Source organism: Xanthomonas vasicola (genome assembly GCF_000772705.2).
In the GTDB taxonomy this organism is placed as follows: Bacteria; Pseudomonadota; Gammaproteobacteria; order Xanthomonadales; family Xanthomonadaceae; genus Xanthomonas; species Xanthomonas vasicola.
On the sequence record NZ_JSBW02000047.1, the window covers coordinates 126,418 to 140,461 of the forward strand.

The following is a 14,044-nucleotide window of genomic DNA, read 5'->3' on the forward strand; positions in this document are numbered from 1 at the left end:
GGCTGCTGCATGCGTGCCGGATTTCCCATGCTGCGCGAACGGCTGCAGCAACTGCCCGAGCTGGACAGCGTCGATGGCGTGTTCGTGCAGCGCGGGTTGGCTGACGACCCGTTCGAGCAGCAATATTTGGAGATCCGGCGCAAGGAAGGGCGGCTCTACACCGATGCGCAGGTGCGCAGCCTGCCGCGTCCGAGCGGAAAACTCGGGGCAACGCTGGAATGGCGCGCGCGCGCGCTGTCCAGCAGCTTGCTGATGCAGCACCTGCAGACGCGCGCCAACGAAGGCGCCATCCTTGAGCTCGGTTGCGGTAATGGCTGGCTATCGCGGTTGCTGGCGCAGTCGCTGCAACGCGACGTCTGCGGCATCGACGTCAATCGCACCGAACTTACCCAGGCCGCGCGCGTGTTCGGCCACGAGGAACGCCTGAGTTTCGTTGCTGCCGATATCCAGACGGTATCGCTGCCACGCGATGTATTCGACGTCATCGTGCTGCCGGCCTGCGTGCAGTATTTCGCCGACCCTGCCGCATTGATCGTGCGCTTGCTCGCCCACCTGCGCGAGGAGGGCGAGCTGCATATTCTCGACAGCCCGCTCTACGCCACGCCGCAACGCGGCCAGGAAAGCGCCGCACGCAGCCTGCGCTATTTCACCGAGCTGGGCGTTTCAGAACTGGCTGCGCATTACCACCAACACACCTACGCTACGTTCGATCGCTTTGCAGTGCAGTGGTTGTTCGACCCGCGGCGCTTGAGCGCGCGCGCGCCAGGTGCTCCGATTGCCGCAGCCGCACTTCCCATGGCTGTGTCTGCGTAAGCGGGATAACGTTGGGGTGATTGGCAGTTGAGTGTGCGTGTTGACGTTGTCTGATAACGCGAAGCAGCGTGAGTCAGGCGATCTGACGATGACGCTTCTCGGGCTCACGCGATGAATCTCAAAGCATCCAGCATCTTGGTGGATGGACAAGCGTGAGATGAGGCTTGCCGATCCAGTAGCGCGCTCACGTCGACAGGTACGGCGATTACGTTGCAGGTACGCCGAGTCTCCACCGACATGGCACACTTTCAGCTCATCCATTGACGAGGGCGGGCGGTGATTGGCCAACAGCGTGATCTGACATTTCGTTTTCTGGCCGAGCCCAGCGACGTCAACTTCGGCGGCAAGGTGCATGGCGGCGTGGTGATGAAGTGGATCGACCAGGTCGGCTTTGCGGCGGCCAGCGGGTGGAGCGCGCATTACTGCGTCACCGTGGCGGTGGGCGGCATTCGTTTCGTGGCGCCGGTCCGCATCGGCGATCTGGTCGCGGTGTCGGCCAAGCTGGTCTACACCGGCAGCAGCATGCATTTCGCCATTGATGTACGCGCGCGCAGCCCGATGGGTGGCGACTCGCGCCTGTGCACGCACTGCATCATCGTGTTTGTGGCGATGGACCCGGACGGCGTCACCCCGGTGGAAGTGCCATCCTGGCGGCCGGACACGCCGGAAGATCAGCGTCTGGCGGAATACGCGCTCAAGGTGATGGAATTGAGCAAGGGCATCGAGGACACCATGGCCTATTACAGGGCCGATACCTCGCAGTAACTGGCATCGTGAGCGCGTGTCAGGTCATCTGGCCGATGGGCCGGGTGATGCGCTGCAGGCAGTGTGTGGCCCAGCTCGTTTGGCATGCGAGCCAGCATGCGCTAGTACATGCCACGCAGCGTGCGCATTGAAGTAGCCCCCAGCCCACGCAACAAAAAGGCCGCGAGATCATCGCGGCCTTTCATAACTGAGGCGAAGCAAGCGGGGCTTTACAGCACCCGACGCGCCTGGATGAACTTCTCGCTCCAGTAGCCGCTCGCCAGCGAATCCACGCGCACGTCCTTGCCGCGGCTGGGTGCGTGCAGAAACTTGCCGTCGCCGACCACCAGGCCGACATGGTCGATACGGCCGCGCTTGCCGAAGAACACCAGGTCGCCAGCCTTCACCGCGCTTGGATCCTTGATCAATTCGGCCGATTCGTCGCGGGCGATGTCGCGCGAGACGCGCGGCAGGTCGATGCCGAGCGCGGTCTTGAACACGTAGCCGACCAGGCCGCTGCAGTCAAATCCTTCGGTGGACTCGCCGCCCCAGACATACGGGGTGCCGAGCAGTGCCATGGCGCGCTGCAGGATCACCTGCACACGGCTGTCGGCCACGGCGTTCTGGGCAGCGTTGACCGCGCTCTGCGAAACGTCGTAATTGGCAAGCAGGCGGCTGAGGTCGCCGGCAAACATCGCCGAGCGGTCCATCAGGGGAATGGCGTCGTTGGCGGCCAGGTGCGGAAGCAGGGCGGCCAGTGTTGCGGTGGCAGCGGCGTCGGCGCGGCTGCGGGTTGCGGCTTTCTCGGCGGCGACGGCGCTGTCTGGCGTGGTCGTCTGCGGAGCGGATGGTGTGTTGGTGGCGGTCTGAGCTAACGCGGGAAGTGCTGCAAGCCAGAGTGCGGTGGCGCATAGCAGGCGGAACGGTTTCCGGGGCGGAAGCGGTGCGGCGCCAGTATTGGTCTGTTCGTCGTTCGTCACGCGGGAATCACAGGTCTGCTGTCGATGCGAGATGATGCCTTGGTGAATGAATTGTTACGTTCAAAAATAGTTAAATTTCCGTTTTATGAATTGTGATACACGTCACGTTTCAGTGCAAAACCCGCTTTGAACCTGAATAATGGTCGCGCCAGTAGGCTCCATCAAGAAAATCCAAGCGAACTGTACCGCCAGTGGTAGGCGCATGCACGAAGCGACCTTCACCGACATAAATACCGACGTGGGTCACGCTGCCGCCGGAGCCGAAAAACACCAGATCGCCGGTGGCAAGCCGCTCCGGCGGGATGCGTGGGCCCTGGATCGCGGCCAGCTCGCGCGAGGTGCGTGGCAGCGCGAGTGCCAGCACGTCCTTGTACACATAAGTCACCAGCCCGCTGCAGTCGAAGCCGGTCTCGGGCGTGTTGCCGCCGAACCGGTACGGTGTGCCCACCAGCCCCAATGCGCGCATCAAGATGTTGTTGGCGGCGGCCGGGTCGGCCGGTGGCACCTGCGGCCACACGCGCGCTGCCGGCGGCGGTGCGGCTGGGCGCCGGACCGGCGCGTGCGACGAACAACCGCCCAAGAGCAGAAGACCCAGCAACAAGCTGGCCGCAACGCGCCGCGGGCGGGCGGCGAAAACTGGCGTGATATGCATGGAGCCGGGATAATGGGGGATTCGAAAGGTCGCCATGATGGCGGCGCACCCGGCGGCCGACAAGCCGTCCTCCACCGTCTGCCACCGGGCAGCCCATTCAGAGCCAGGCATGAAGATCGAAAAAGACAGCGTTGTCCGCTTCCACTACACCGTTTCCGAGATCGGCCAGGAGCCGATCGAGAGCTCCAAGGAGCGTGACCCGTTGGCGATCATGATTGGCCACGGCAACATCATCCCGGGCCTGGAAGCGGCCATGATGGACAAGGAAGCCGGCGAGAGCTTCGGCGTGGACGTCAAGGCCACCGACGCCTACGGCGAATACCGCGAAGGCCTGAGCCAGCGCGTGCCCAAGAAGCATTTCGGCGCCACCAAGCTGGTGCCCGGCACCCAGGTTGTGCTGCAGACCAACTTCGGCCCGCGCGCAGTGACGGTGCAGAAGGTCGGCATGAGCGTGGTCGATGTGGACCTCAACCACCCGATGGCCGGCAAGGATCTGCATTTCGATGTGGAAATCATCGAAGTGCGCGAAGCCACCGCCGAAGAGCGCGACCATGGCCATGTGCACGGCGATGGCGGTCATCACCACTAAGATCGAGCTGGCATGTGGTTGCGCGGTAGTCGGGGTCGACAGGGCGCGCGCGTGCAACTGTCGTAAGCCGATTGGGCGCTGCGATGTTGCATAAGATCTACGCAGGTCGTGCCTACGCATCGGTCTGTCGCAGCGCTTGCGTGATTGCTGTTCCTGACGGCCCGCCCCATCGGCGGGCCGTTTGCATTCTGCGGCGCGCGACGCCGCACCTGGTTGCCTGAGCCGTGATGACATCCCGCAACGTGCTGTTCCCCATTGCTGCGACCGAGCGCATCGTCGTGCTGGACGTCCTGCGTGGCTTTGCGCTGCTGGGCATCCTGCTGATGAACATGGAAGCCTTTGTCGGCCCGCTCGATCTGGCCATGACCGGCGTGGAGCCGCATTGGCACGGTGCCGACCGGGTTGCCGATGCGCTGGTCTACGTGTTCGTGCAAGGCAAGTTCTATACGCTGTTTTCGCTGTTGTTTGGGATGGGCTTTGCGGTGATGGCACAGCGGGCCACGCAGGCCGGGCGCGCGTTCTTCGGCCTGTATCTACGTCGCACCCTCGGGCTGTTGGCAATCGGCCTTGCCCATGCCTTGCTGGTGTGGTCCGGTGATATTCTGGTGACCTATGCGCTACTGGCATTACTGCTGCTGAGCGCGCGCAATGTGCCAACAGCCACTCTGCCGTGGTTCGCTGCGTTGGTTTACCTGTGCGCACCTGGGTTGGTCCTGTTGTATAGCGTGGCCGGCGAATTGGCGCAGGCCGATCCAACTGCGTCTGTGCAGTGGAAAGCCGCCATGGCCGATGCCGCGCAGCAGGCACTGGCGAATGTGCAGGCGCAGCGCGCCGCATTTGGCAGCGGCACCTATGTGCAGGCGACTGCGCAGCGATGGCATGACTTTCAGGAGGCGATGACAGGCCTCAGCATCAACGGCCCGTCCATGTTCGGTATGTTCCTGTTCGGTACTTGGTTTGTACGCAGCGGTGCGATCGCCACGCCCGAGCGCTTCCCGCGCTTGTTTGCAACGCTGCGCTATGCCGTGTTGCCGCTTGGGCTAGGCGTGATGCTGGTAAGTTATGCATTGGAACCGTGGATCGATCCGGCGCGGCTGGACATGCGTTTGTCAGTTGCCTTTGCGCTGTCGCTGATCGCCGGGCCGTTGATGTGCCTGGGCTATGCCGCATGGGTGGTGCGCCTGGCACCGCATCTGGCGTGGCTTGCGCCAGCGGGGCGGATGGCATTGAGCAACTATCTGATGCAATCGCTGGTGTGCACCGCAATCTTCTATAGCTACGGGCTGGGTTATTTCGAGCAGTTGCCGCGTGTGTGGCAATTGCCGTTCGCGCTGGCGCTGTTCGCGTTACAGGTGCTGCTGAGCCGGTGCTGGCTGTACTGGTTCCGCTTCGGGCCGATGGAATGGCTGTGGCGCAGCGTGACCTATCTGCAGGTGCCGCCGCTGTGGCGCGGCGCCAAGCGCGCCGGATAGCGCCTGCATGCGGGTCATTCGCGATGATGTGTTGGTGATTGGTGCGGGCGCGATTGGCCTGGCCACCGCGCTGGCGCTTGTTGAAGCGGGCCGGCAAGTGGGTGTGCTCGATGCCGGTGCGCCTGGTGCGGCGACCTCTTACGGCAATTGCGGCACCATCACGCCCAGCCATGCACCGCCGCTGGCGGCACCCGGCATGCTTGCGCAGGCAGCGAAATGGATGTTCACCCCGGATGCGCCGTTGTATATCCCACCACGTCTGGATCCAGGCTTGTGGCGCTGGCTGCTGCGCTTTGCACGGCGCTGCAATGCACGTGATTGGCAGTCCAGTGCACAGGCACGCGCGGCGTTGTTGCACGATGCGCGGCAGCGCTTCGACGAGTGGGTGGTGCGCTATGCGCTGGACTGCGAATTTCGTAACGACGGGTTGGATTACGTGTTCGGCGATGCGCGTCGCTTTGCGCAGTATCGGGACGAATGCGCGCTGCTTGCGCAATGGGGCATCCAGGCAGAAGTGATCGATGGTGCGGACTATGTGCGCCAGGATCCCGCATTTCGCGATGGCATTGCTGGCGCGATCCATTTCCCTGGCGATGCGCATCTGCGCCCGGAGCGTTACACCGCTGAGCTGGCGAGAGTGCTGCGCGCACGTGGCGTGGAGATCGATGCGCACTGCCGCGTGCAGGCACTCACGCCTGATGGAGCTGGAACCTGCGTGCAGACCGAGCACGGCAAGCGCTTCGCGCGCGAGGTGGTTGTCGCGACCGGGCCGTGGTCGCCGGTGCTGGCGGCGCAGCTTGGCCTGCGTTTGCCGGTGCAGGCTGGCAAAGGCTATTCGATCACCTACAGCGCGCCGCCGCTGATGCCACGTCGCCCTGTGGTGCTGAAGGATCGCTGGGTGTTTGTGGTGCCGTGGCGCGACCGCCTGCGCATCGGCAGCACGATGGAATTTTCCGGGCGCGATACGCAGCTCAACGCCACACGCCTGGCAGCATTGGAACGTGCAGCGGCCGAATACCTGCATGCGCCGTGCGGTCCCGCAGTGATCGAACGCTGGTACGGATGGCGGCCGATGACCTGGGACGACGTGCCGGTGTTGGGCGCGGTGCCGGGCCATCCTCACGTCTGGCTCGCAGCCGGACATGGCATGCTCGGCATCAGCATGAGCACTGCAAGCGGACAATTGATGGCCGACCTGATCACGGGCCGCGCACCTGCGCTGGACCCGCATCCTTACCGGGCGGAGCGATTCGCATGAGTGCGCGTTACGACTACGACGTGGTGATTCTTGGCGGCGGCTCCGGCGGCCTCGCCGCGGGATTTCGCGCAGCAAAACATGGCGCGCGCGTCGCGATCATGGAGCCCAACGAATTGGGCGGCACCTGCGTCAATCTTGGCTGCGTGCCGAAAAAGGCGATGTGGCTGGCTGCCGATCTAGCGGGCAAGATCGAGCTGGCAACTGCATTGGGATTCGATGTGCCGCGTCCGACGCTTGCTTGGCAGGAGCTGGTCACGCATCGGCAGGGGTATATCGCCAACATCCACGCCAGCTATCGACGCCGCCTCAACGAAGATGGTGTGGTGTTGATCCCGCAGCGCGGTGTGCTGCAGGACTGCCATACCATCATGGGCAGCGACGGCGTGTCAGTGACCGCCGAGCACATCGTGATCGCCACCGGTGCCCAACCGTTGCGCCCGGACGTGGAGGGCGCCGAACATGGCGAGGTCTCCGACGATTTCTTCAATCTCTGTCATGCGCCTGAGCACGTCGCGATTATCGGCGGCGGTTATATCGCTGTGGAAATCGCCGGGTTGCTGCAAGCCTTGGGGAGTCGGGTGCATCTGTTTGTGCAAGGCGAACGCTTGCTGGAGCGCTTCGATGCGGAACTGACCTTGCAGTTGGCCGACAACCTGCGGCATCTGGGTGTGCGGTTGCATTTCGGTTTCACCACCACCGCGCTGGAGCGTGATGCGCGCGGCGCACTGCGTGTGCACGGGCATCCTGCGCATCCGCGCGAGCAGGGCAACGATGTTTTCGACAAGGTGTTCTTTGCAGCAGGCCGCCGCGCCAATACTGCCGGGCTGGGCCTGGACACGGTGGGTGTTGCGCTCGGCGACAAGGGCGAGGTGCTGGTGGACGATGGCCAGACCACCAGCGTGCCGAATATTCACGCGATCGGTGATGTGGGCGGCAAGGTCGGGTTGACGCCAGTGGCGATCGCTGCGGGCCGCAAGTTGATGGACCGTCTGTTCGGCAATCAACCGGATGCGCGCATGGACTATGAGGGCGTGCCCAGCGTGGTGTTTTCGCACCCGCCGCTTGGCAATGTCGGGCTGACCGAAGAACAGGCACGCGCCCGTTACAACGGTGAGGTGCGCGTGTATCGCAGCAACTTCCGCCCGATGCTGCACGCGCTGGCCGATGCACCGCAGCGCAGTTTGTTCAAGCTGGTGTGCGTGGGCGAAGAAGAACGTGTGGTCGGCGTGCATCTGCTGGGCGAGAGCGCCGAGGAAATGCTGCAAGGCTTTGCGGTGGCGGTGAAGATGGGCGCGACCAAGCGCGACTTCGATGAGACCGTAGCGATTCATCCCACCTCGTCTGAAGAGATTGTGTTGATCCATTGAGGCCGGTCTAGCGGGTGTGGGAGGTCAGGGTGCTGGTGACGTCCTGACCAGCGCGCTCTCGAAGTCTGATGAAAATAGCGGCAGCAGCGGACCATGCCGCGAGCTAGCATCGAGCTATGACGTTGCTACCGGTCGTGCCCTCATCCGGTGCTGCGCCCCAGCTTCTCCCGATGGGAGAGGGGATTAGAGCCCCTCTCCCTGCGGGAAAGGGGTTGGGGTGAGGGTTCTGTACAAGCATTCGGTACAAGCGACTCACCAATCCAGCGCGATCTGGTGCTCAAGGTGGGTTTATTTTTTACCCAGGGGCGAACGACGACTCATTGCGTTGCCTCGGCGGTTTGCTTTGCAGCGCCCGTACCCTCACCCCAACCCCTCTCCCGGGGGGAGAGAGGCTGTTAGCCTCCCCTCGCGTGAAGGGGCGATGCGTACACACACACCCATCAGCTGACATGCTTGTGCGATGTCCAAATCTCGCCATCCAGCGCCGCGCCACTCTTCCAGCCCTCCTGCGCGTGCCGGCTCCAAGGGTGAGGCGCTGTCCGTTGAGCAGGCGCGGCTGCGGATTCTTGAGGTGATTCGCGCGATTCCCGTGGGCGAGGTCGCCGGTTATGGGGAAGTGGCTAAGCGCGCCGGTTTGCCGGGACGTGCGCGGCTGGTGGCGCGCGTGCTCAGCGGCAACGATGACTCGCAGCTGCCCTGGCATCGTGTATTGCGCAGCGATGGCCGGATCGCCTTGCCCGACGGCTCGGCGGGCTATCGCGAGCAATGCCAGCGGCTGCGCGCCGAAGGCGTCCAGGTGGAACAGGGCCGTGTGCGCCGGCCCAGTGCTGCGCAGCGCTTGGATGCGGCCGTGTGGGGGCCTTCATAAGCCTGCCGTTATCATCGGCAGCATTCCGAAGGATGCCGCCATGCCTCAACTGCCACCCATTACCAAAGCATTACTGATCGCCAACATCGGCTTGTTCCTGCTGCAATGGGCGGTGGGCGACCTGAGTGTCGGCGTGTTGCCATCTGACAGCGTGTTGTCGTGGCTGATGTTGTGGCCGCTGTCCAATGGTTTCGACGCGTTTTCGCCGGGCGCCAGCTTCATGCCCTGGCAGCTGCTGACCTACGCATTCCTGCATGGCGGCTTCAACCACCTGTTCTTCAACATGCTGGCACTTTTCATGTTTGGGGCGCCGTTGGAACAGACCTGGGGCCAGAAGCGCTTTCTGACCTACTACCTGGTGTGTGTGGCCGGTGCAGGCGTGTGTCAGCTGTTGATGGCCTGGTTTACGCAAAGCGTGGCGCCGGTGGTGGGCGCGTCGGGCGGTGTGTTCGGCCTGCTGTTGGCCTACGGCATGTTGTTCCCAAATCAGCGCGTGATGCTGCTGTTCCCGCCGATCCCGATGAAGGCGCGTACGTTCGTGATCGTGTTCGGCGCGATCGAACTGTTCCTCGGCGCAACCGGTTGGCAGCCGGGCGTTGCCCACTTCGCGCATCTGGGCGGCATGCTGTTCGGTTGGCTGATGATCCGCTACTGGCGTGGCCAGTCGCCATTTGGTGGCAGCGGTGGAAAGAAGGGCGGTGGCAAGGGACGCAAGCCGCCGTTGCGCGTGGTGCGTTGAGTCAGGCGAGGCTGCGTCGTTCCACGTGATCCGTAGGAGCGGCCTTGGCCGCGATGGGCATCATCCATATCGGAACAGCGCATCGCGGCCAAGGCTGCTCCTACAAGACGGGCAGACGCAGAAGCCAGCACGGATCGCAGCTGACACGCCTTCCCGCTAATGCGAGAAACAAAAAAAGAGCGCGGAATCCGCGCTCTTTTTTATCGCCTAACCTTGGCGAGGATCAGCGCCAGAGTTTGATCTGGTCGGCATCCACGCGCTGCATCGGCTGGCCGGCCTTGCAGCTGAACACTGCACCGAATTCCGGCAGGTTCGACAGCGGACCGTCGGTACGCCACTGACCTGGTGCGCGGATGTCGGCGCTTGCGCGTTGCAACGCCTCGTTGGGCGACAACTGCTGCGCCCACAGCCCGGCCCAGGCAGTGAAGAAGGCCTGCTTGTCCGCTTCGGTGGCCGCCGGCTGGGCCTTGCTGAAGGCCTGCCAGGCCAATTCGACGCCGGCCAGGTCGGCCAGGTTCTCTTCGGCGGTCTGCGCACCGTTGACCTTGGCATTGGGCACGCCCGGGTACGGGTAGGCGGAGAACTGCGTGGCGACCTTGTCGGTCAGCATCGTCCAACTCGCCTTTTCGGCCGGCGTCCACCAGTTGCGCAGTTCGCCCTTGGCATCGACCAGCGCGCCCTTGGCATCGATCGCACGGGTGATTTCGTGTGCGACCAGCGCACCATAGGCGCCGTACTGCGCGGCCTGGGTGCCGCCGGTGGTCAGCACCGGCGCCTGCAACACCGCAGCAGTGACGATCAGGCGGTTCTGCGCGATGTCGTAGGCCACCGCCGGCTGCTGCGGCAGCACGTCCCAGCGACGGTCAGCGTTGCCCTTGCCGATGCGCTTCATCTCTTCGCGATGACGCCAGGTCGAGGCGATCAGCATGTTGCCGCCGAAGCTGCCGCGGCCCATCGGCTGCACGGTGTAGTCCAGGTCGCGACGCGGCGCGCCAACTTCGATCTTCATTGCAGCCAGCTTGGCCTTGGCTTCGGCAACCACCTCGCCGTTGCTCCAGCCGGCACGCTCCAGCGCGGCCACCTGCGCGTCGCGAACCTGGTCGGCGATGGATTCGGCCTGGCGGCGGGTGTCGCTGCTCAGGTAACGCGAGACGTACTCGCGGCCAAGCATCGGGCCGGCGGCAACGTTGATCGCGTCCAGCACCTGCTGCCAACGCTGCGGCGGCAGCGCATCGCCACGCAGCAGACGGCCGCGGAACTGGTATTCGGCATCGTGGAAGCTCTTGGACAGGTACGGCGCCATGGCATCGCCCACGCGCCAGCGCAGGTAAGCCTTCCACTGTTCCGGCTTGATGCTGACGATCATGCTGTCGAGCTGCTTGAACATGGCCGGGTCGGCCATCGACACCAGATCGTCCTTGACGCCCTGCGCTTCCAGAAAGTCGCCCAGACGCAGGTTCTTGTACTGCTTAGTCAGTTCCTTGGTGGCGATCGGCGCGTAATTGTTGAACGGGTTGTTGATGCCTTGCACCGACTGCGCACTGCGCGCCAGCGCGGTTTCAATCTGCAGCACGGAGGCGGCATCGGCGTCGAGCTTGTCGGCGGCGGTGCCGCTAAGCGCCAGGATTTGCTTGACGTAGGCGCGGTAGCGGCCCATCAGCGCCTGGGTGTCGGCGTCGGTGCGGGTGTAGAAGGCTGGGTCGGGCAGGCCCATCCCGCCCTGCATGAAGTAGCCGATATGGCGATCAAGTGCCTTCAGGTCTACGTCCGGGCCGAAATTGAAGCCAACCGGGATACCGACCTGATGCAACGCCGCGATGGAAGCGGGCACATCCTTGGCTTTCTTGATCGCGTCGATGCGCGAAAGCAAGGGGGCGATCGGATTGGAACCGTCCTTTTCGACCGCTGCTTCGTCCAGGCCGCTGGCCCAGAAATCGCCGAGCAGCTTCTGCACGTTGCCTTGCGGGGCGTTCATCGATGCATCAAGCAACTCGCGCTGCTGCTGCAGGGCGCGCTCGGACAACTGGCCCAGCGCGGTCACGGCGCCGGACTGCGGCACCGGGTTGGCCTTGAGCCAGCTGGCGTTGGCGTAGTCGTAGAAACTGGTGCAGGCCGCCGAAACGGCCGGCGCCTTGGGCGCTGCCGCCTTCTTCTTGCGAGCGGCGTCGGCGTCGGGGGCGGACAGCAGCGAGATCAGGCTGAAGCCAAGAGCGAGGGCAAGCGGACGAATGGTGGGCATCGAGAAGAAGGGTGGCCAAAGTAAAGTCGGCGGAGTTTAGCAAGGCTGCGTGCCGTGCAGGCGGGCGGGCGCTGCGGTTCATGCCCGCTGCTGGCCGCGTGCATGAATGCGACAGGCCCGCGCGTGCGGGCCTGTGCCTGGTGTCATCGTGCTGAAAGCGCTTGCAGCCGCCGGCTGCGTCGGCTTACCAGATCACCACGCGGTCTTTCTCGGGCCGCACCATCGCATCGCCGGCCTTGCAGGAAAACGCGGTGGCGAATGCGGGCATGTTCGAGGGCGGGGCAATGGCGCGCAGGTTGTCTGGCGCATGTGGGTCGCTTGCCAGGTAGACCAGTTGTTGTTGTTCGCGTGTCTGCCCACGCCAACTGCGCGCGAAGTTCAGGAAAAAGCGTTGATCCGGACTGTAGCCGTCGATCGCGACTGCTCGCTCCGGATGCGCGCGCAGATCTGCTTGCAGTGCATCGTAGGCGACGTTGAGGCCGCCCAGGTCGGCGATGTTCTCGCCCAAGCTGAGCTTGCCATTGACATGCACCGTGGGGTGGCTGGGCAGCGGCGTGTAGGCATCGAACTGTTTGACCAATTGCTCGGCACGTTGCTCGAAGGCCTTGCGATCCTGCGGCGTCCACCAGTCCACGTTGTTGCCGGCGCCGTCGAACTGCCTGCCCTCATCGTCGAAGCCGTGCGTGGCTTCATGCCCGATCACCGCGCCAATGCCGCCGTAGTTCAAGGCATCGTCTGCGCTGGCGTCGAAGAACGGCGGCTGCAGAATTCCAGCCGGGAAATTGATGGAGTTGGTGCTGGAGTTGTAATACGCATTGACGGTCTGCGGCGTCATCGACCAGCGCATGCGGTCGGTGGGCTTACCAATCCGGGCGATGTCGTCGTGGTAATTGAACTTGGCTGCCGCCCGCAGGTTGCGGTAATACGCGCCGGGCACGATCTCCAGCCCCGACCAGTCGCGCCAGGTGTCTGGATAGCCGATTTTTGGCAGGAATGTTTGCCACTTGGCGATGGCCTTGGCTTTGGTTTCCGGGCTCATCCAGTCGACATTTTCGATGCGTGCCTTGAGCGCGGCACGCACGTTGTCGACCAGGTCGCTCGCTCGCTGTTTGGCTTCAGGCGTGAATACCTTGGCAACGTAGAGTTGCCCCAGCCCTTCGCCCATTGCGCCGTTGACCGCGCGCAACACGCGCTTCCAGCGTGGCTGCTGTTCGGGTTGCCCTGAAAGTGTCTTGCCGTAGAAGGCGAAGTTGTTGTCGACGAAGGCCTTGCTGAGCTGTTTGGAGGCATCGTCGATGGTATGAAAGCGCAGATAGGCCTGCCATTGCGCGATCGGCGCATTTGCCAGCTGGCGATCGAATTCAGCGAAGAACCGCGGCTGCGACAGGGAAAAGCCAGTGCCGCTTTCGATGCCTTGCGCAGCGAAGAAACCGCTCCATGAAAAGTGCGGAGTGAGTTTGTCTGCCTCAGCCGTGCTGACGAAGTGATATTGATTTTTAGGGTCGCGCGCCTCGACGCGTGTGAGCGAGGCGGCAGCCAGCCGCGTTTCGAGGGCAAGCACCTCGCTGGCCTGCGCTCTGGCAGCTTCAGCGGTGCTGCCGGTGAGTTCGAAGGATTTGGCGATATAGGCCAGATATGCCTCGCGAATGGCCGCGTATTCGGGCGCGGTGTAGTACTCCTTGGTCGGCAGGCCCAGCCCATTTTCCTCCGCGGACCCGATCTGCCTATCTGCATGTTTGAAGTCGGCACGCGCACCGAAATCGAAGACCAGCGCATCGCCTTCGGCAAAACGGCGGGTGATGTATTGGGCAACGTCCTTGCTTGAGCTTAGCGCGGCTATTGCGTCTAGTTGTGGCCGGATCGGCTGGTCGCCGGCCGCTTCGATGGCTGCTTCATCCATGCCGGAGGCGTACAGCATGCCAATCTTGTGGGCGACAGGATTGGTTTGCTTCCCCGACTGTTTTGCTGCGTCTTCGGCAATCTGGCGTTGGGTGGTCAGGCTTTTCTCCACGAGCACATCAAACACGCCCCAGCTGGTGCGGTCGGCCGGGATGGGATTGGCTTTTTTCCAAGGGCCATTCACGAAATCGTCCAGGTTCTGGCAGGCGCCGGTGGCTGCATCCAGTTCACTGATATCGAACGCAGGTTTCGTTGCCGCTGGTGTCGCTGGAGCGGCCTGCGCGGCAGTTTTTTCCTTGGTGCTGGTTGTCTCCCCTCCGCGCTGGCAGCCCGTCAGGGCAACCATCAGGGCAAGGGCAAGCGTGGAGGTCTTGGTCGGTGACATGCGCGCCAGTCGCTGGGATGAACTTCGAGCATAAGCGGA

General features: G+C 63.6%; 11 protein-coding genes and 1 pseudogene. 8 read left to right on the forward strand and 4 right to left on the reverse strand.

Annotated elements, in window-relative coordinates:
• The first annotated feature begins 9 nt into the window (after window positions 1-9).
• Window positions 10-844 (forward strand): annotated as a pseudogene (locus tag NX05_RS12980) (class I SAM-dependent methyltransferase).
• A 245-nt stretch (window positions 845-1,089) separates the two neighbouring features.
• A complete protein-coding gene (locus NX05_RS12985; protein WP_039436867.1) occupies window positions 1,090-1,578 on the forward strand; it encodes an acyl-CoA thioesterase in 489 nt (162 codons plus the stop codon).
• A 209-nt stretch (window positions 1,579-1,787) separates the two neighbouring features.
• On the opposite strand, the gene NX05_RS12990 is transcribed toward NX05_RS12985, so the two are convergent.
• Window positions 1,788-2,537 (reverse strand): C40 family peptidase, encoded by a 750-nt coding sequence (locus tag NX05_RS12990; RefSeq protein ID WP_039436870.1) that lies wholly within the window; start codon window positions 2,535-2,537, stop codon window positions 1,788-1,790.
• Between the two features lie 109 nt (window positions 2,538-2,646).
• Window positions 2,647-3,189: a C40 family peptidase gene (locus tag NX05_RS12995; protein ID WP_010377588.1), complete on the reverse strand. Its 543-nt coding sequence runs from the start codon at window positions 3,187-3,189 to the stop codon at window positions 2,647-2,649.
• Between the two features lie 109 nt (window positions 3,190-3,298).
• On the opposite strand from NX05_RS12995, the gene NX05_RS13000 reads away from it, so the two are divergent.
• From NX05_RS13000 to NX05_RS13025, 6 genes are all read left to right on the forward strand, one after another.
• Window positions 3,299-3,778: an FKBP-type peptidyl-prolyl cis-trans isomerase gene (locus NX05_RS13000; protein ID WP_010377590.1), complete on the forward strand. Its 480-nt coding sequence runs from the start codon at window positions 3,299-3,301 to the stop codon at window positions 3,776-3,778.
• Between the two features lie 227 nt (window positions 3,779-4,005).
• Window positions 4,006-5,250 (forward strand): DUF418 domain-containing protein, encoded by a 1,245-nt coding sequence (locus NX05_RS13005; RefSeq protein ID WP_039436871.1) that lies wholly within the window; start codon window positions 4,006-4,008, stop codon window positions 5,248-5,250.
• 7 nt (window positions 5,251-5,257) lie between these two features.
• Window positions 5,258-6,508 (forward strand): NAD(P)/FAD-dependent oxidoreductase, encoded by a 1,251-nt coding sequence (locus NX05_RS13010; protein WP_039436872.1) that lies wholly within the window; start codon window positions 5,258-5,260, stop codon window positions 6,506-6,508.
• Window positions 6,505-7,875 carry a glutathione-disulfide reductase gene (gene gorA / locus NX05_RS13015; protein ID WP_039436873.1) on the forward strand — a complete coding sequence of 457 codons (1,371 nt, stop codon included), beginning with the start codon at window positions 6,505-6,507 and terminating at the stop codon, window positions 7,873-7,875. Before NX05_RS13010 ends, gorA begins: the two co-directional genes overlap by 4 nt.
• A 460-nt stretch (window positions 7,876-8,335) precedes the next feature.
• Window positions 8,336-8,743 carry an MGMT family protein gene (locus NX05_RS13020; RefSeq protein ID WP_052239575.1) on the forward strand — a complete coding sequence of 136 codons (408 nt, stop codon included), beginning with the start codon at window positions 8,336-8,338 and terminating at the stop codon, window positions 8,741-8,743.
• 40 nt (window positions 8,744-8,783) lie between these two features.
• Window positions 8,784-9,482 (forward strand): rhomboid family intramembrane serine protease, encoded by a 699-nt coding sequence (locus NX05_RS13025; protein WP_039436875.1) that lies wholly within the window; start codon window positions 8,784-8,786, stop codon window positions 9,480-9,482.
• Between the two features lie 223 nt (window positions 9,483-9,705).
• Here the strand turns inward: NX05_RS13025 and NX05_RS13030 are convergent, their stop codons facing one another.
• Together NX05_RS13030 and NX05_RS13035 are read right to left on the reverse strand one after the other, a co-directional pair.
• Complete coding sequence (locus tag NX05_RS13030; protein WP_039436877.1) at window positions 9,706-11,721, reverse strand: M13 family metallopeptidase; 2,016 nt, start codon at window positions 11,719-11,721, stop codon at window positions 9,706-9,708.
• Between the two features lie 184 nt (window positions 11,722-11,905).
• Window positions 11,906-14,005 (reverse strand): M13 family metallopeptidase, encoded by a 2,100-nt coding sequence (locus NX05_RS13035; RefSeq protein ID WP_039436879.1) that lies wholly within the window; start codon window positions 14,003-14,005, stop codon window positions 11,906-11,908.
• Between the last annotated feature and the right edge of the window lie 39 nt (window positions 14,006-14,044).